At 54.1% G+C, this 19,335-nt stretch carries 10 protein-coding genes; 7 read left to right on the top strand and 3 right to left on the bottom strand.

Annotated elements, in window-relative coordinates; genetic code table 11:
* Positions 1-131 precede the first annotated feature (131 nt).
* Both M4I31_RS05845 and M4I31_RS05840 read left to right on the top strand, forming a co-directional pair.
* Positions 132-923: an inner membrane protein YpjD gene (locus M4I31_RS05845; protein WP_042313291.1), complete on the top strand. Its 792-nt coding sequence runs from the start codon at positions 132-134 to the stop codon at positions 921-923.
* An 18-nt stretch (positions 924-941) separates the two neighbouring features.
* Entirely contained in the window at positions 942-2,231 is a 1,290-nt protein-coding gene (locus M4I31_RS05840) for an HlyC/CorC family transporter (protein WP_038642758.1), read from the top strand.
* Between the two features lie 49 nt (positions 2,232-2,280).
* Here the strand turns inward: M4I31_RS05840 and grpE are convergent, their stop codons facing one another.
* The gene (gene grpE, locus M4I31_RS05835) at positions 2,281-2,874 is read right to left on the bottom strand and encodes a nucleotide exchange factor GrpE (protein WP_038642760.1); all 594 of its coding nucleotides are present in this window, start codon (positions 2,872-2,874) and stop codon (positions 2,281-2,283) included.
* A 122-nt stretch (positions 2,875-2,996) separates the two neighbouring features.
* Between grpE and nadK the strand changes: the two genes are divergently transcribed.
* The 3 genes from nadK (at position 2,997) to bamE (ending at position 6,116) form a co-directional block, all read left to right on the top strand.
* Positions 2,997-3,875 carry an NAD(+) kinase gene (gene nadK / locus M4I31_RS05830; RefSeq protein WP_038642764.1) on the top strand — a complete coding sequence of 293 codons (879 nt, stop codon included), beginning with the start codon at positions 2,997-2,999 and terminating at the stop codon, positions 3,873-3,875.
* 85 nt (positions 3,876-3,960) lie between these two features.
* Positions 3,961-5,622: a DNA repair protein RecN gene (gene recN / locus M4I31_RS05825; protein ID WP_085048918.1), complete on the top strand. Its 1,662-nt coding sequence runs from the start codon at positions 3,961-3,963 to the stop codon at positions 5,620-5,622.
* Positions 5,623-5,771: 149 nt separating this feature from the next.
* Complete coding sequence (gene bamE, locus M4I31_RS05820; protein WP_003826401.1) at positions 5,772-6,116, top strand: outer membrane protein assembly factor BamE; 345 nt, start codon at positions 5,772-5,774, stop codon at positions 6,114-6,116.
* A 50-nt stretch (positions 6,117-6,166) separates the two neighbouring features.
* Here bamE and M4I31_RS05815 read toward each other — a convergent pair whose 3' ends face one another.
* A complete protein-coding gene (locus tag M4I31_RS05815) occupies positions 6,167-6,463 on the bottom strand; it encodes an RnfH family protein (protein ID WP_085048917.1) in 297 nt (98 codons plus the stop codon).
* A complete protein-coding gene (gene ratA, locus M4I31_RS05810) occupies positions 6,447-6,890 on the bottom strand; it encodes a type II toxin-antitoxin system toxin RatA (RefSeq protein WP_038642770.1) in 444 nt (147 codons plus the stop codon). Before ratA ends, M4I31_RS05815 begins: the two co-directional genes overlap by 17 nt.
* A gap of 154 nt (positions 6,891-7,044) precedes the next feature.
* On the opposite strand from ratA, the gene smpB reads away from it, so the two are divergent.
* Positions 7,045-7,527, top strand: a complete 483-nt coding sequence (gene smpB / locus M4I31_RS05805; RefSeq protein ID WP_038643314.1) for an SsrA-binding protein SmpB — start codon at positions 7,045-7,047, stop codon at positions 7,525-7,527.
* 568 nt (positions 7,528-8,095) lie between these two features.
* Complete coding sequence (locus M4I31_RS05800) at positions 8,096-19,327, top strand: BapA/Bap/LapF family large adhesin (RefSeq protein ID WP_085048916.1); 11,232 nt, start codon at positions 8,096-8,098, stop codon at positions 19,325-19,327.
* The last annotated feature ends 8 nt before the right edge of the window (positions 19,328-19,335 follow it).

The raw sequence follows: 19,335 nt of genomic DNA, 5'->3' as shown, positions 1-19,335 counted from the left end.
CAGCGACACATCAACAGAAATTTGTCGCAGTATAACATGAAGCCGCCTTTGTTGTTATGCAACGGTTGGAGCAGCGGTCACGTAACGCTATACTGCTTTTCTTTATCACTGGCCAACTGTCGACACCTAATATGCCCGTTTTTGCTCTGCTCGCCCTTGTCGCCTACTCAGTCAGCCTCGCGCTGATTATTCCCGCTCTGCTGCAAAAAAACAGCGGCTGGCGGCGTATGGCTATTCTTTCTGCGGTCGTCGCGCTGGTAAGCCATGCTATCGCCCTGGAAGCGCGTATCCTGCCCGGCGGTGAAAGCGGACAAAACCTGAGCCTGTTGAACGTTGGCTCGCTGGTTAGCCTGATGATCTGCACGGTAATGACTATCGTCGCTTCACGCAACCGTGGCTGGCTATTACTGCCCATTGTCTACGCCTTTGCTCTGATCAACCTCGCCTTCGCGACGTTTATGCCTAACGAGTTCATCACCCATCTCGAAGCGACACCGGGCATGATGATTCACATCGGGCTATCGCTGTTTGCTTACGCCACGCTGATTATCGCCGCGCTGTATGCACTGCAGTTGGCCTGGATCGATTATCAATTGAAAAACAAAAAACTGGCGTTCAGTAATGAAATGCCACCACTGATGAGCATTGAGCGGAAAATGTTTCATATCACCCAGATCGGCGTGGTTCTGCTGACGCTCACTCTGTGTACTGGCCTGTTTTACATGCATAACCTGTTCAGTACTGAAAATATTGATAAAGCCGTTCTTTCTATCGTGGCATGGTTTGTCTATATCGTTCTGTTGTGGGGGCATTACCATGAAGGCTGGCGCGGACGTCGCGTCGTATGGTTTAACGTCGCAGGCGCAGTCATTCTGACGCTGGCCTATTTCGGCAGCCGTATACTGCAGCAGTTCGTGAGTTAAATCTTTAAGGAACCCTACGTGGAACACATCTCCACCACCACGCTCATTGTCACGCTTCTCATCATGGTGGTCATTTCCGCCTATTTTTCCGGTTCTGAAACCGGAATGATGACTCTGAATCGCTATCGTCTGCGGCATCGGGCCAAGCAAGGTAATCGTCAGGCAAAACGCGTTGAAAAGTTACTTCGCAAACCGGATCGCCTGATAAGCCTGGTACTGATCGGGAATAACCTGGTGAATATTCTGGCCTCCGCGCTTGGCACTATTGTCGGTATGCGCCTGTATGGCGATGCCGGCGTCGCCATCGCCACCGGGGTGCTAACGTTTGTGGTGCTGGTTTTTGCCGAAGTACTGCCAAAGACCATTGCCGCGCTGTATCCAGAAAAAGTCGCCTACCCGAGCAGTTTTTTGCTGGCCCCCCTGCAAATCATCATGATGCCGCTGGTCTGGTTGCTTAATACCATCACCCGTCTGCTGATGCGCATGATGGGTATCAAAACGGATATCGTGGTGAGCGGTTCGCTGAGTAAAGATGAACTGCGAACGCTGGTGAATGAATCACGCTCCCAAATCTCACGTCGTAATCAGGATATGCTGCTGTCCGTGCTGGATCTGGAAAAAGTCAGCGTCGATGACATCATGGTGCCGCGCAGTGAAATCATCGGCATTGATATTAACGACGACTGGAAATCAATCGTGCGCCAGCTTTCGCACTCCCCTCACGGTCGTATTGTGCTGTACCGCGACTCACTCGACGATGCCATCAGTATGCTGCGCGTACGCGAAGCCTGGCGATTAATGGCGGAGAAAAAAGAGTTCACCAAAGAGACCATGTTACGCGCGGCTGACGAAATTTATTACGTCCCGGAAGGTACGCCCCTCAGCACCCAGCTCATTAAATTTCAGCGCAATAAGAAGAAAGTGGGTCTAGTGGTCAATGAATATGGCGATATTCAGGGGCTGGTCACGGTCGAAGATATTCTGGAAGAGATTGTCGGCGATTTCACCACATCAATGTCACCGACGCTTGCCGAAGAGGTGACGCCGCAGAATGATGGCTCAGTGATCATTGACGGCAGCGCCAACGTTCGTGAAATCAATAAGGCGTTTAACTGGCACCTGCCGGAGGATGACGCACGTACCGTGAACGGTATTATTCTTGAAGCGCTGGAAGAGATCCCGGTTGCCGGCACGCGAGTGCGTATTGGGCAGTACGATATCGATATTCTCGACGTGCAGGACAATATGATCAAACAGGTACAGGTGTTGCCGGTTACACCGCTGCGCGAGAGCGTATCGGACCAGTGAGAGGAGTCCGGACCGGGTAGCGCATCAGCATTACCCGGCCCGAGGCTGATTAGCCTTTGGCTTTCGCCACGGAGACCATCGCCGCACGGATGGTACGTCCGTTCAGGGTATAGCCTTTCTGCATGACCATCAGCACATTACCGGCAGCAACGTCGTCAGACTCTACCATTGCAATGGCCTGATGCACGTTCGGGTCCATCGGCACATCGATATCCGCAACCACCTGCACACCAAACTTCGCCACCACATCCAGCATTGACTTACGCGTCAGCTCAATACCTTCAATCATCGGCGCCATCGCATCATTGTCTTTGTCCGCCACTTCCAGCGCACGATCCAGACTGTCCAGCACCGGCAGCAGCTCGTTGACGAATTTTTCCAGCGCAAATTTATGCGCTTTTTCTACGTCCAGTTCGGTACGACGACGCAGGTTTTCCATTTCCGCTTTGATACGCAACACGCTGTCGCGCTCGCGAGTTTCGGCCTCAGCAAGCTGAGCTTCCAGATTCGCAATTTTTTCATCGCGCGGATCCACCTGCTCAGCAGAAGCGTCTGGTTCAACCGCCTCAACTTCTTCGTGCTGATCCATGATAATTTCTTCCGGGGCTTGCCCCTCAGGCGTTTTCTGTTCTTTACTACTCATGAATTTCTCCGCGTTTTTTTCGCATTCATCTCGCTAACCTGGATTATTATGGGGATAAGATTCAGGGTTTCAAGGGAAGTACTCACATTGTCACTAATCTTCGTTACAAGGACCTCGAGAAAATGAACAATCATTTCAAGTGTATTGGCATTGTGGGGCATCCACGTCACCCCACTGCACTGACCACACATGAAATGCTCTACCGTTGGCTGTGCACCAAAGGTTATGAGGTTATCGTGGAGCAACAAATCGCTCACGAGCTACAGCTGAAAAATGTGAAAACCGGTACGCTCGCGGAGATTGGCCAGCAGGCAGACCTCGCCGTAGTCGTCGGTGGCGACGGCAATATGCTGGGCGCTGCGCGCACCCTGGCACGTTATGACATCAAGGTTATCGGCATTAACCGTGGTAACCTCGGTTTCCTCACCGACCTCGATCCAGACAATGCCCACCAACAATTAGCCGACGTGCTGGAAGGCCACTACATCAGCGAAAAACGCTTTTTACTCGAAGCCCAGGTATGCCAGCAGGATTGCCAGAAGCGCATCAGCACCGCAATCAACGAAGTGGTACTGCATCCAGGCAAAGTGGCGCACATGATTGAGTTCGAAGTGTATATCGATGAAATCTTTGCCTTCTCTCAGCGTTCCGACGGGCTAATTATCTCCACGCCTACCGGCTCTACCGCCTACTCCCTCTCTGCCGGAGGCCCAATTCTGACGCCATCTCTGGATGCTATTACGCTGGTACCGATGTTCCCGCATACGCTTTCTGCGCGTCCGTTGGTAATCAATAGCAGCAGCACCATTCGTCTACGTTTCTCGCATCGCCGTAGCGATCTGGAGATCAGCTGCGACAGCCAAATCGCCCTGCCGATACAGGAAGGGGAAGACGTATTGATCCGCCGCTGTGATTATCATCTGAACCTGATACATCCAAAAGATTACAGCTATTTCAATACATTAAGTACAAAACTGGGCTGGTCAAAAAAATTATTCTAATTTAACGCCAACCTCTTTACTGTATAGAAAACCAGTTTATACTGTATGTAATTACAGTTATGGTTTTTCATACAGGAAAACAGCTATGTTGGCACAACTGACCATCAGCAATTTTGCTATCGTTCGTGAACTTGAGATCGATTTCCAGAACGGCATGACCGTCATCACCGGTGAGACAGGTGCGGGTAAGTCCATTGCCATTGATGCTCTCGGTTTGTGCCTGGGCGGGCGCGCAGACGCTGACATGGTGCGCGCAGGCGCTGCGCGAGCCGACCTCTGCGCCCGTTTCGCCTTAAAAGACACCCCAGCAGCTCTGCGCTGGCTGGAAGAGAACCAGCTTGAAGATGGCCGTGAGTGCTTGCTGCGTCGCGTGATCAGCAGCGACGGCCGCTCCCGTGGCTTTATTAACGGTACCGCCGTTCCGCTGTCACAGCTTCGTGAGCTGGGCCAGCTGCTGATTCAAATCCACGGCCAGCACGCGCACCAGCTTCTGACGAAATCCGAACACCAAAAATTCCTGCTTGATGGTTACGCCAATGAAGCATCCCTGACCCAGGAAATGACCGCGCGCTATCAGCTATGGCACCAAAGCTGCCGCGATCTGGCGCATCATCAGCAACAAAGTCAGGAACGCGCAGCACGGGCGGAACTGTTGCAATATCAGCTAAAAGAATTGAACGAATTCAACCCGCAGCCGGGCGAGTTTGAGCAAATTGATGAAGAGTACAAGCGTCTGGCTAACAGCGGGCAATTGCTCACCACCAGCCAGCAGGCGCTGGCTATCCTCGCGGATGGCGAAGACATCAATCTGCAGAGCCACTTGTACACCGCAAAGCACCTGGTCACTGAACTCGCAGGCATGGACGGCAAACTTTCCGGTATCCTGGATATGCTGGAAGAGGCAACCATTCAGCTCAGCGAAGCCAGCGATGAACTGCGCCACTATTGCGATCGTCTGGATTTAGACCCTAACCGTTTGTTCGAACTTGAGCAGCGTATTTCAAAGCAAATCTCGTTGGCACGTAAGCATCACGTCTCCCCGGAAGCGTTGCCGCAGTTCTATCAGTCTTTGTTAGATGAGCAACAGCAACTTGACGATCAGGCCGACTCGCTCGAAACCTTAACCCTGGCGGTGAACAATCACCACCAGCAGGCGCTGGAAACAGCAAAAAGGTTGCACCAACAGCGCCAGCATTATGCGCAGGAACTGGGACAATTCATTACCGAGAGTATGCATACCCTTTCGATGCCGCATGGTCTCTTTTGCATTGATGTAAAATTTGATGAGCACCATCTTAGCGCGGACGGTGCCGATCGCGTGGAGTTTAAAGTTACCACTAACCCGGGTCAGCCGTTACAGCCGATCGCGAAAGTTGCTTCTGGCGGCGAGCTGTCGCGCATCGCTCTGGCTATTCAGGTTATTACCGCACGTAAAATGGAAACCCCGGCGCTGATTTTCGATGAGGTTGATGTGGGCATCAGCGGTCCGACGGCTGCGGTCGTGGGCAAAATGCTGCGTCAGTTGGGGGAATCAACCCAGGTTATGTGCGTAACTCACCTGCCGCAGGTTGCTGGTTGTGGTCATCAACATTTCTATGTCAGCAAGGAAACTGACGGCGCAATGACGGAAACACACATGCAGCCGCTTGATAAACGCGCGCGTCTGCAGGAGTTAGCCCGCTTACTTGGCGGAAGCGAAGTCACGCGCAATACCCTCGCAAACGCAAAAGAACTGCTGGCGGCATAAACTTTTTTCCCTTGTGAAGGTCTGAGTTCAACATAAAATCGCCGACCGACCCGACAGCAAAAGGTTTTAAAGTGGTGAAAGGTCTATTATCATCGGCATATTACATATGAGCCGCGTACTGCTCGGGCCCGAAAAGGAATCAAATCACTATGCGCTGTAAAACGCTGACTGCTGCTGCAGCAGTACTACTGATGTTGACTGCAGGCTGTTCCACTCTGGAGCGAGTGGTTTACCGTCCTGACATCAACCAGGGAAATTATCTGACACCGACCGATGTCGCCAAAGTGCGTACAGGCATGACGCAACAGCAGGTTGCTTATGCTCTGGGTACCCCGATGATGTCCGATCCTTTTGGCACAAACACCTGGTTCTATGTGTTCCGTCAGCAACCTGGACATGAAGGCGTAACTCAGCAAACGCTGACGCTGACCTTTAACAGCAGCGGCGTATTGACCAACATTGATAACAAACCTGCCCTGACCGACAACAAGTAGGTTTGAGAGATCAAAAAAAGGTGCTCAATGTGCACCTTTTTTATTGTCTGTTATTTTTTAGCGGATTTCTCTGCTCGCTGCCTGCGCAGCTCTTTGGGATCGGCAATCAGCGGCCGATAAATTTCCACCCGATCGCCGTCATGCAGAACATCCTCAAGCTTTACCGGACGGCTGTAGATGCCCACTTTATTTTTGCTGAGATCGATATCATTACGCAATTCCAGCAGCCCGGAAGCGCGGATAGCCTCTTCCACCGTTGCGCCCTGCTGCAGCGTTACGCGCTGTAAATACTGTTTTTCGGGCAGCGCATATGCCACTTCAACGACAATTTTAGCCGACGCTGACACTGTAAACCTCTTTCGCGCGAACCGTGAAAGCCTGCACCATATTCGAAGCCAGCTCTTTAAAGATGCGGCCAAACGCCAGCTCGATGAGTTTATTCGTGAACTCGAAATCGAGATGAAACTCAATGCGACACGCGTCCTGGCTTAACGGCGTAAACTTCCAGCCGCCAATCAGTTTTTTAAACGGTCCATCGACCAGATGCATCAGGATGCTCTGGTTACTGGTCAGTTGGTTACGCGTGGTGAACGTTTTGCTAATCCCTGCTTTGGAGACATCCACTGCGGCCGTCATTTGTCCCGGAGTCGACTCCAGTACGCGGCTACCGGTGCATCCCGGTAAAAACTGGGGATAGGATTTAACATCATTCACTAACTGATACATCTGCTCCGCACTGTAAGGTACTAAAGCGGTCCGGCTAATCTGAGGCATAACAATTTCCATCAATATCAATCACACAAATAATACCATTTATCACTCGCTAAAAAAAACGCTATAGCCCAACTCGTGCTAAGATAGCGCCTTGCGCCCCGCTGGATGAAATGGGGTGTTTTTCGATTCCAGATTACCTATACTGAGCGGCATTATGACGAAGAAAAAAGCACACAAACCTGGCTCAGCCACAATCGCGCTTAACAAACGCGCACGACACGAATACTTTATCGAAGAAGAGTTCGAAGCAGGACTCGCTCTGCAGGGCTGGGAAGTCAAATCCTTGCGCGCAGGTAAAGCTAACATCGGCGATAGCTACGTTATACTCAAAGACGGCGAAGCGTTCCTGTTTGGCGCCAACTTCACACCGATGGCCGTTGCCTCAACACACGTGGTATGCGATCCCACCCGTACCCGTAAGCTACTATTAAACCAGCGCGAACTCGACTCTTTGTATGGTCGTATGAATCGGGAGGGTTATACCGTAGTAGCACTGTCGCTGTACTGGAAGAACGCCTGGTGTAAAGTAAAAATTGGCGTCGCCAAAGGTAAGAAACAACACGACAAGCGCTCCGACGTAAAAGAACGCGAATGGCAGGTGGATAAAGCACGTATTATGAAAAATGCCGGGCGATAACCTTCTTTTCTCTGTGGCCAGTCTATCACCATGATGACTGGCCTTTATTTTTTAGTTATTGAAAGTCGCACAATACATTCATAGTAATTATAGATTCCATTGCTGAATCGTTCAGTTAAAAATACGAACCCCAGCCTGCAGGCAAGCAGTAGTCCAATAAAATAAAACTTCAAGTACTCCCGCGCGCTATTTTTCATCTTTCAAAATAGCATTATTATTACTGTTGTTTATTATTAACAATAAATAACAAAAAACAACAATTACAGCAACTTATAAATAAAACCTATTTATCGAAACGTTTAACTCATTTCGATGCAAAATATCACCATATGTTTTTAATATCTGGACATTGCAGAAAGTTTTCTTTCTGACTATATCATCTAATACGAAAGAACTATTTTGGTGCTCAGACTACGACTTAATTTTTTCAGAAACTGATACCAGTAAATCTTATCCATGAAATTACATGTGTAAGTTCATCATTATGATGAACGAGGCACCTGTCTGCTCATTTTCCCGGCACGCCGTTGCGGATTAATACTCCCGACCTGCCATCAGGAGTGAACATATGCGTCTACTCGCCGTTGTATCGAAGTTGACTGGTGTTTCTACCAATGTTGAAGCCTCTGAAATTACACTCAACTCACCTTCTATTGTGAAACTGTCCGTTTCACGTGAGGAGGTCAGCCAGTTGACTCGTGTTAATCAGGATCTGGTTGTCACACTCCGTTCAGGTGAAACCATCACCATTAAAAATTTTTACGTCGGAAAAGGTGATGCGCAAAACCAGCTCGTTCTGGAAGACAGCAATGGCGCGCTATGGTGGGTTCAGGATACGGATGGTGCTTTCCATTTTCAGCACCTGGACGATCTCACGCCGCTGATGACGGCCGAAGGCAGTCATGACGGAGGCGCAATCTGGCCCTGGGTCCTTGGCGGGGTTGCGGTCGCTGGCGGAATTGGCCTCGCTGCAGGAGGTGGCGGTGGTGGTGGTGGCGGCGGCGGGAGCGATTATAATGCCGGAAACGGTAATGGTAGCGGCGGCAACGGTAATGCCGGAAACGGCAATGGTAACGGCGGCAGTGGTAGTGGCGATGGCGATAACGGCGCGCCGCCAACAACAACCCCCAATATGCCAGACATGCCCGTCATCACCAGCGTAATTGACGACCAGGAGCTTATTACCGGCCTTGTCAATCAACAGGAGTCCACCAACGATAATACGCCCGAACTCCAGGGTACCGGCCCGGCAAATGCCACATTACATATTTTTGATAACGGCGTCGAAATAGGCCAGGTTACTATCGATGCCAACGGCCACTGGTCGTTTACCCCCTCATCCCCTCTTGCAGACGGCACTCACCAGTTTACCGTCAGCGCGTCAAATAATGCGGGTAGTAGTGGGATGTCAGACAGTTGGGTGATTATTGTCGATACGCTTGCCCCTGATGCCCCCGTGGTTACTCAGGAAATCGACAATGTCGGTTCCATTACCGGTCTTATCGCCAATGACGGTGAAACCGACGATGCCACGCCAACTCTCACTGGTACTGGCGAAGCAGGGAGTACCATCAGCATCTATGACAATGGCATCCTGATTGGTATGGAGCCAGTAGATGACAATGGTAACTGGACCTTTACGCCTGATACGCCACTCAGCGACGGCGTTCACAATCTGACGCTGACGCAAACTGACGCCGCAGGTAACGTGAGCGCGGAAACGAGCCTGCCGACATTTACCGTTGATACGACCGCGCCTGCAGGCGCGGTGATTTCCGCCGTAAACCTCGAAGGCACCACGGTAACGGGTAGAGCGGAAGCAGGAAGTCTGGTCACTATCATTGGTAATAATAGCCAGGTTTTAGGGGCAATAACGGTCGATCAAACCGGCAATTTCGTCATCGCGATTTCCCCCTCACAGACGCACGGCGAAGCGTTGCTCGCGAAGATTCAGGATAAGGCGGGCAACATCGGGCCAGATACCCCATTTTATGCCACAAATTCCGGCTATCCGGGCGTACCCGTTATCGTCAGCGTTATGGATGATGCCGCACCGTCAACCGGGTTATTGAGCAACAATCAGGCCACCAACGATCAAACGCCAACGCTCTCTGGCACTGCGGACGCTAACAGCACCGTTAACATTTATAACAATGGTGCGATTATCGAAAGCGTGGTTGCCGACGCCAATGGCAACTGGAGCTGGACATCCGCCACGCCGTTGCCGGAAGGGCCGCACGCTTTCAGCGCCACGGCAACAAACCAGCTAGGGACAGGCGGTATGTCGCCAACATTTAATATTAGTATCGACATACAGCCGCCGTCGCCACCAGACGAGCTCAGCGTCTCCGCAGACGGCAGCGTTGTCACCGGGACGGCCGAGCCGGGCAATACTGTCGTTATCACCGACAGTAATAACACTCCGATCGGCAGCGGCGTCGCCGGAGAAGATGGATCATTTACCATCCCCATTACCCCGCCACAGACCAATGGCGAAACGATTACCGCCATCGCGACCGATCCGGCAGGCAACCCAAGCCAGCCAGAAACCACGCTCGCGCCAGATATCACGGCCCCGCAGCCGCCTGCTAACCTGATGATTAATCCTACGGGCGATCAGGTTACCGGCACCGCAGAACCCAACAGTACGGTACATATTCTGGATCCAGATGGCGCGATCATTGGAACAGCAACTGCTGGCCCGAGCGGAGATTTCACCGCCACGCTGGTTCCGCCGCAGACTAACGGTGAACGCCTTAACGCGAATGCAACGGATGCAGCAGGCAATACCAGCGGTAACACTCCGATTACCGCACCAGATACCACAGCACCTGATGCGCCAACCGGCGTCATCGTCGCCGGGGACGGCGGTTCTGTAAGCGGACATGCCGAAGCGGGAAGCACCGTCACCGTCAAAGACAGCAACGGCAATCAGATTGGTGTTGGTCAGGCTGACAGCGGTGGCAACTTCACCGTGTCGATTACACCGTCACAAATGAACGGCGAAACGGTAAAAGTCACCGCAACTGACAGCAATAATAACGAAAGTCTGCCAACCTCGGCGCTGGCACCGGATATCACCGCACCAAACCAGCCGATTATCATTGCCGTGACGGATGATGTCGCGGATGTCATCGGCCCCATCAGTAACAACGGCTTAACTAACGACGATAAACCTAAACTCGAAGGCACTGCCGAGGCCGGAGCTCAGGTTAAAATTTACGATAACGGCGAACTGTTAACGACCGTCACCGCTGATCTCAACGGTAACTGGAACTACACGCCCACAACAGCGTTGACCCAAGGCGCGCACATATTTACGGTGACGGCAACCGATGCCGCCAGCAATACCAGTAGCGCTGCAAGCTGGAAAATAATTGTCGATAGTCTCGCTCCGACCGTCCCCGTGATTACGCTGATTAACGATGATGTCGGCAGCATCACAGGTAGCGTCGCGAACAACGGTTGGGTCACCAACGATAATACGCCAACCATATCAGGCACCGGTGAACCCGGTTCTTTGGTGAGCCTGTACGATGGCAGTTTGCTGATGACAGTCATGCTTGTCGATAGCACCGGAACCTGGAGTTATACCGTTCCGGCAAATCAGGCGCTCAGCGACCGCATCCACCAGTTTACAGTCTCTGCTACAGATGCCGCTGGTAACGTCGTCACCTCCTCCACCGTGGTCAGCGTTACCGTAGATACCCAACCGCCAGGCAATCCTGTCATTTTGACTGCCACCGACGACGTCGGGAATGCGCCGATTGATCTGTCCACCGGTAGCCGCTCAAACGATACTTTGCCGCTGCTGAAAGGGACCGGGACAGCCGGTTCTACCATCACCCTCTATGATGGCGCCACGTCGATTGGTAGCACAACGGTATTACTTGATGGCACCTGGAGTATTCAACTCAGCCAGCCGCTCAGTGAAGGTCCACATAGTTTGTCAGCAATTGCGACAGACGTTGCAGGCAACGCCAGTAACCCAGGTAATTTCACGCTGACCATTGATACCACCCCACCGCCAGCCCCGGTTATCAGCTCAGCAGAAGGTCTGATTGGCACAACCCTACAAACGTTGAGCAACGGTGGCAGTACCAAGAGCACGACCCCTGAACTGTCCGGAACCGGCGAGCCAGGCGCGACGATTACCCTTTACGATAACAACGTTTTTCTTGGTACCACCACCGTTCAGCCAAATGGAAGCTGGACATATACGCCGACAGGTCCACTGCCGGACGGTCCGCATAAATTTACGGCGACGGCGACCGATGTGGCTGGCAACACGGGGATCCCGTCAGCAGGTTTTACGCTGACGGTAGATAACCTGCCGCCAGCAAAACCAGAGCCGCCAACCATAACGGATGACGTCAACCCGATAACCGGCATCATCACTAACGGCATCACTAACGATACCACGCCAACCTTTAGCGGCACGGGCAACCCTGGCGATCTTATTTCTATCTACCTTGATGGCAACACTTCACCGCTGGGTACTGCGACCGTTGGCGCAGATGGCTCCTGGAGCTTTACGCCCACCAGCCCCATTAATCCGGACAATTATCAGGTCACCCTCACCGCAACCGATCCTGCTGGTAACGTCAGTCCACGTTCGGATGCTGTTGCCCTGGGGATTGATACGACACCTTCAGCGCCGCCGGTGATTATCGCCGCTAACGATAATGTCGGCGACGTCCAGGGCGATGTTGCGGCTAACGGCGTGACCGATGACACCACGCCAACCATTCGAGGTACTGGCACCGACGGGGATATCATTACGCTGTATAACGGCGGTACGGTGCTCGGCACAGCAACGGTGGCAGGCGGAACCTGGAGTATTACGCCCGGGACGGCACTGACCAACGGGAGCTACACGCTGATCGCCACCGCAACCGATCCGGCCGGTAACATCAGCGACAGCTCAAACAGCATTTCGTTTACGGTTAACAACACGAAGCTGACCCTACCGCTGGTCACGGATATTCAGGATAACGTCGGCGTCTTTACCGGTTCGCTAATCAGCGGCAGCGTGACGGACGATACAATGCCAACCATTAGTGGGACCGGCACGCCGGGCAGTACGGTGTTAATTTACGATGGCAACAATCCCATCGCCATTGCGACGGCTATCGTTGCCGCGAACGGCAGTTGGAGTGTCGAAGTTCCCCTTACGCCCAACGCTACTCACACATTGACCTTCGGTGCCCAGGATGGGGCCGGTAACGTACTGGCGGCAGATAATCCGCTAACGTTGATTATCGATACGCAGCCTCCTGCCATTCCAGTTGTTACCAGCGTAGATTCTGATGGGACGAAAGTAAGCGGCACGGCAGAAATTGGCAGCACGGTAATTATCCGTAGCGGCAACACCGTTCTTGGCCAGGGAGTGGCTGACGGTTCCGGGAACTTTACTGTCACGATCTCACCGGCACAAACAACGGGTCAGGCGCTCACCGCTATTGCCCAGGATCCTGCAGGCAATCAGAGCGATCCTGCGCCGTTTAACGCCGCCATCTCCAACGTGCCACATCCCCCGACTCTTGAGATTGTCGATGACATCGCGCCCATCATGGGGGTGATTGGCAACGGTAAAACCACTAACGACACCTTACCGCTGCTGCAAGGAACAGCCACCCCTGGGGCGACTGTTAATATTTATATAGATGGTGTGTCACCTGCCATTACAGTGACCGCCGATGCTGTTTCCGGTGCCTGGAGTTATCAGTTACCCACTGCGTTGACTAACGGCACAACCTATAACTTCACGGTGTCACAAACTGTAGGCGGCACCACCAGCGGTTTATCGCCCAACTACGCCATCACCATCGACACCACCGCTCCGCAGGTGCCAACTATCACCAGCATCATTGACGATGTTGCCCCAGGCACCGGATCGTTGGATAAAGGGCAAATTACCAACGACTCACGCCCGACATTCAACGGAACCGGCGAAGCAGGCGCAACCATCACCCTTTACGATAAGGGCGTTGCTTATGCCACAACCACGGTAAACAGCAACGGTTTCTGGAGCTTTACCCCGACCGATCCTCTGGGAGAAGGCGACCATCTCTTCACCGCTCGCGCAACAGATGCCGCAGGCAACCAGGGAGATCCGTCCAGTGATTTCCGAATCATTGTCGATACCCTGGCGCCGGATGCCCCCTCCATTGTGACGGTCACAGACAACGTTGGTACAACTCAGACCCTGACCTCTGGACAGTTGACCAACGATAATACCCCAACGCTCGCGGGCACCACTGAAGCGGATTCGGTTGTGACCATCCGCGATAATGGCGCAGTGATTGGCACAACCACCAGCGATGAAAACGGCAACTGGAGCTTTACGCCTGCGCCTGCTCTCGGTGAAGGCAGCCACTCACTGACCGCCTCCGTCACGGATGGCGCGGGCAACATCAGCCCGGCCACGCCACCGTTTGTGGTCGTCGTCGACACGCTTCCCCCTGCTGCGCCAGTCATCACCTCGGTGATTGACGATCAACCCGGTAATACGGCGCTAACTAACGGACAGTTGACCAACGATGCGCTGCCAACGCTGAACGGTAAAGGTGAGATCGGCGCCATCATCACGATCCGTGATAATGGTAGCGACTTAGGGACAACTCAGGTGGATGCGTCGGGCAACTGGAGCTTTACGCCAGAAACGCCCCTGGGCCAGGGTCAGCATATTTTCACCGCCGTTGCCACCGATCGGGCCGGAAATACGGGCGGAGTATCATCATCGTTTACGATTGAACTGGACTCTATTGCCCCGTCAATACCGGTCATCAGCACGGTGCAGGACAACACCGCCCCGACAACGGGCCCAATAACCAACGGCCAGACCACGAACGAATCCCGTCCGGCCCTGAGTGGCACCGGTGAAGTTGGCGCGACGATTACTGTCCTGAGCGACGGTCAGCCCATCGGCACTACGACCGTTGGCGCGAACGGTACCTGGAGCCTAACCCCAACGGCTGCACTCAGTAACGGGCCACATACGCTGACCGTCACCGCTACAGACAGCGCGGGTAATACCAGCCTTCCATCCAATGGCTTCGCACTTATCGTCGACACGGTGTTGCCGGGGACGCCGGTCATTACTCAGGTTGCGGATGATGTCGGTCCGGTAACCGGTAATCTGAACAACGGCCAGGCCACAAACGATACACAACCCACACTCAACGGCACAGCTGAAGCCAATTCGACGGTCAAAATTTACGATAACGGAACGTTTATCGGTTCAACCACAGCGGATGGGACGGGCGCCTGGAGCTTCACGCCGCCAGCTCTGGGCAATGGCAACCACGCGCTGACAGCAACCGCGACGGACGTTGCCGGAAACGTCAGCCCAGCGTCCGCTGGATTTAACATCGTTGTTGATACCGTCGATCCCCTGGCGCCAACCATTATCCAGGCTTTTGATGACGTGTTGCCGGGTACCGGAACGCTGTCAAACGGAGCCTTTACTAACGACACCCGTCCATTACTCAACGGCTCGGCGGAAGCGGGCGCCCGAGTGGCCATCTACGATAATGGCACGCTGCTGGCGACGGTGACTGCGGCGATAGACGGCACCTGGGAATATCTGCCCGCCACGCTGGGCAACGGTCAGCATGTGTTTACCGCCATTGCCACCGACGCCGCCGGCAACGTCAGCCCGGCGTCGAGTGGATTTACTATTAATGTCGACACGCTTGCGCCAACTACCCCGATACTGGTCTCGGTGGTCGATGACGTCGCAGGCGGCGTGTTCAATGCGGTGCTCAGCAACGGGCAACTCACTAACGATGCGCGCCCAACGCTGAACGGCACCGCTGAAGCAGGCAGCACCGTCAGTATCTATGACGGGAGCACCCTGCTGGGAACGGCACTGGTGCAGAGCAATAACAGTTGGTCGTTTACCCCAACCACGCCGTTGGCGAGTGGATCGCACACCTTCACCGTCACCGCCACCGACGCGGCGGGCAATACCAGCGGCGCGACGGCCGGTTTTAGCGTCGTGGTGGATACTACCGCCCCGACGCTGCCTGCAATCAGCAGCATTATTGATGATGTCGGACCAAACACCGGCGCGATTGGCAATAATCAGCCAACCAATGACGCACGCCCAACGTTAACCGGCACCACCGAAGCCAATGCGCGGATCGATATTTATGATAACGGCATCTTCGTCATCAGCGTGACGGCGGACGGCAGCGGCAACTGGAGTTACACCCCGCCCACCGAGCTGGCACAAGGTCCCCACTCCTTTACCATCACCGCAACGGACAGTGCAGGTAACACCAGCGGCACATCGGCTCCCGCAGCGATAGTGGTCGATACCGTCGCGCCAGGCATTCCTGGCGGACTTTCAGTAAACGCCACCGGCACGACGCTCACAGGCGTTGCCGAGCCCAACAGCACGGTCATCATTACCTCTAACGGCGGAACGGTGCTCGGTACGGCAACCGCGAACGCCTCCGGTAACTTCACCTTCACGCTGAACCCACCGCAAATCAGTGGGCAAACGCTGTTGGTTAGCGCACAGGATGCCGCGGGCAACATCGGTACAGCAGGCAACGTTCTGGCACCCTTTACCGGTGTACCGCCTGCGCCCGTTATTGCCAGCGTGTTCGATGACGTCGGCTCGGTCACTGGTCTGGTCACGGCGGGCAAAACCACCAATGACACCCTGCCAACGCTCAGCGGAACGGCGCAGGCTAGCGCCGTGGTCCGACTGTATAACAACGGGGTGTTCATGGGCGCCACGACCGCAGATGGCAATGGGCTCTGGAGCTTTACCCCAACCGGCGCGCTCAGCGAAGGTAACCACGCGTTTACCGCCACGGCAACAAATGCCAACGGCACCAGCGGATTGTCCGGTTCGTTCAGCGTGATTGTGGATACCACCCCGCCATCCGCGCCAACAATACTGATCAGCGCCGATGGCGGAACCGTGAGCGGCGTCGCCGAAGCGGGAAGCACGGTCACAATCTCTCTACCCGGCGGCACCAGCGTGACGGCCATCGCCAACAGCAGCGGTGTCTATAGCGTCAACCTGCCGGTTCGCCAGATTGAAGGTCAATCGCTGTCCGCCACGGCGACCGATGCAGCGGGTAATACATCATCGCCTACAAGCGTTATCGCCCCGGTATTGCCGTTGCTGGCCGAAGACAACATTACCCGTCTGCCGCTACAGACTGATGTGATCGTCAGCACCGAGCATAAAAGCGATTATGGTTTCCTGTTGGTCAACGCGCTGGGTAATGTGGCGAACGTGCTGGGAAACGATACGGCAACCGTCAATTTTAATATCGTCTCTGGCGGCAGCGGATCCATTACGATCAATGCAGCCGCGACCGGCGTGGTCCTGTCACTGCTAAACACGCTGGAGATCGTGATCCAGCGCTTTGACACTACGCAGAATGCCTGGGTGACGGTAGTGGATACCGGCCTACCCAACTTTGCCAGCCTTCTCACCTTAGGCGCTTCTGGCGTAACGCTTAATTACAGCGGACTGACGGGGGGTGATTACCGTGTCGTAAGCTATAACACCAACCTGCTGGCAACGGGCTCTTACACCAGCCTTGATGTCGCGGTGGTGAAAAGCAGCGCCGGGACCATCATCGGCGGTACGACGGAATCTGGCAACATCATCACGGATATCGATCCCACCAACGGGCAGGATAACGCGCCGTCTGGCACGCTGGTCACCTCCGTAACCGACGGTAACGGCAACATCGTGAGCGTCCCGGCGGGCGGTATTGATGTGCAGGGGAAATACGGCATCCTGCATATTAATCAGAACGGTAGCTATACCTACACCCTGACCAATACGTCAATTTCAGTGTATGGACGCTCCGAAAGTTTCACCTATACGCTGACGCATGGCGCAGATAGCTCATCGGCAAAACTGGTGGTAACGCTGGGCCAGCCCCCAGCGACCAGTACAGTCACAGCAGCAGATGATATTGCCGCGCTGACTTACGGGACACAGGTCATTGCGATCGATAATGGAACGTCAAAACAAACCGGCTTCACGCTCGTTAACGTTGGACTGGGTAATGTGCTGGACGTCAGTCTGGTTAACGGCCTGACCAACCCTATCAAATTCAACGTGGATGATGGCGCAACCCGCACGCTGACCGTGCAGGCGAATGTTCTCGGCGTGACGGTGGGCGGTTTTGATCTCTACATTTATCGCTTCAATGAGTCTATTCAACAATATGAACAGTTCCGTGTGAAGCCCAATTGGGTCACCGCGGTGTTAGCCGGCGGCTCTACGGAATACACCATTACGCTGCCTGGCGGAGACTATCTGTTCCTGCTTAACGCTTCCGGCGGTCTGGCTCTGGCAACCACCTATACACTGGACATTAAGGCGGATCATACCTACGCCGTAGACAGCCTGAGCGCGTCGACCAACGGAAATCTGTTGGTCAATGACTCGGCTCCGGCCAATACCGTTATTACCGAGGTGAACGGCGTCGCCGTTAATGGGACGGGCATCACAACCATAAACGGGCAGTACGGCACGCTGACTATTGATGCGAAGGGGAACTACACCTACACGTTAAAAAGCGGGCTGGGCGCGGACGGCATCAACATCCCTGACAGCTTCGTGTATAAGGTCCGGGCGCCAAACGGCGACACCGGCAGCGCGTCGCTGAACATTACGGCAACCCCGCAGGCACTGGATGCCGTCAATGACATCAGCCCCCTGATGGCGGTCACCACGCAGGCGGATACATCCCGGTCGTTCACCGATAATAGCGTCGGTAACGCCAGTTGGAACGCCCAACTCTTGTCAGCAACGTCACAAAATGGCACAGGAACTATTGAGGTTGCAGCGGGAACGGCGGTGCAAAATGCCATCCTGCATTTTAACGTCGCTTCAGGTCTGACGCTGGGCGGACTAACCGTCACCTGGACACTGTACGACAGTAATAACGTCAAGGTGACTAACGGCTCGTTCAACGGCGGATTGCTGGTTGGCGGCAATATTGATATTGCCCTGAGCGGGATTGTACTGCATAGCGGTAACTACCGCCTCGACTACACCGGCAGCGTCGGGGCTCTGGGCTTGGGGAATATCACCATCACCCCAAGCGTAAAAGGCACGATAATCGATCTGCAAAACTTCGAGACCTCCGCCGCAAACAGCGTCACGGGCAATATCTATGACGGAGACCATATTGCCAGCGTGCATACCCTGCTGACGGTGAACGGCACTGGCGGTAGCACTGCCACATTGGATCCGCTTGGCAACACGACCAGCGCTATCATTAACGGTCTGTACGGCAAACTGACCATCGGCATAGACGGCCATTACACCTATGCCCTCAACAGCGATGTATCACTGGCCTCCATCACGACCAAAGAGACGTTCAACTACACCCTCAACGACCAGCAAGGCCATACCGATACCGCCACGCTGACCATCGACATGAATCCGCAGGTCGTGAGCACCGCGGATGCCGATCGTCTGACCGGCAGCGCATACGGCGATACGCTGATTTATCACCTGCTTAATGCCAACAACGCAACCGGAGGGAACAACAGCGACAGTTGGACCAACTTCTCGATGGCCCAGGGCGACAAGATCGATATCCACGAACTGCTGAGCGGATGGAACCATCAGGCTTCTACGCTTGGGAACTACGTACAGGTCACCACCAACGGATCCAACACCGTGATTGCCATCGACCGCGACGGCACGGGGGGAACTTATCAATCCACCAACCTCATCACCCTGGAGAACGTCAACACCACGCTGAATGAACTGCTACAGAACAACCATCTCATCACGGGTGGTTAATCCATAAA

Origin of the sequence: Citrobacter sp. XT1-2-2, assembly GCF_023516235.1 — a bacterium.
Classification (GTDB): Bacteria; Pseudomonadota; Gammaproteobacteria; order Enterobacterales; family Enterobacteriaceae; genus Citrobacter; species Citrobacter werkmanii.
The sequence above is the reverse complement of the archived record's forward strand: the minus strand, read 5'-3'. Positions and strand labels throughout refer to the sequence as shown.

Excerpts from the sequence above, each read along its gene's own strand:
- M4I31_RS05845 (WP_042313291.1), top strand. The coding sequence starts at position 132 with ATGCCCGTTTTTGCTCTGCTCGCCCTTGTCGCCTACTCAGTCAGCCTC.
- grpE (WP_038642760.1), bottom strand. The coding sequence starts at position 2,874 with ATGAGTAGTAAAGAACAGAAAACGCCTGAGGGGCAAGCCCCGGAAGAA.
- nadK (WP_038642764.1), top strand. The coding sequence starts at position 2,997 with ATGAACAATCATTTCAAGTGTATTGGCATTGTGGGGCATCCACGTCAC.
- recN (WP_085048918.1), top strand. The coding sequence starts at position 3,961 with ATGTTGGCACAACTGACCATCAGCAATTTTGCTATCGTTCGTGAACTT.
- bamE (WP_003826401.1), top strand. The coding sequence starts at position 5,772 with ATGCGCTGTAAAACGCTGACTGCTGCTGCAGCAGTACTACTGATGTTG.
- ratA (WP_038642770.1), bottom strand. The coding sequence starts at position 6,890 with ATGCCTCAGATTAGCCGGACCGCTTTAGTACCTTACAGTGCGGAGCAG.
- smpB (WP_038643314.1), top strand. The coding sequence starts at position 7,045 with ATGACGAAGAAAAAAGCACACAAACCTGGCTCAGCCACAATCGCGCTT.
- M4I31_RS05800 (WP_085048916.1), top strand. The coding sequence starts at position 8,096 with ATGCGTCTACTCGCCGTTGTATCGAAGTTGACTGGTGTTTCTACCAAT.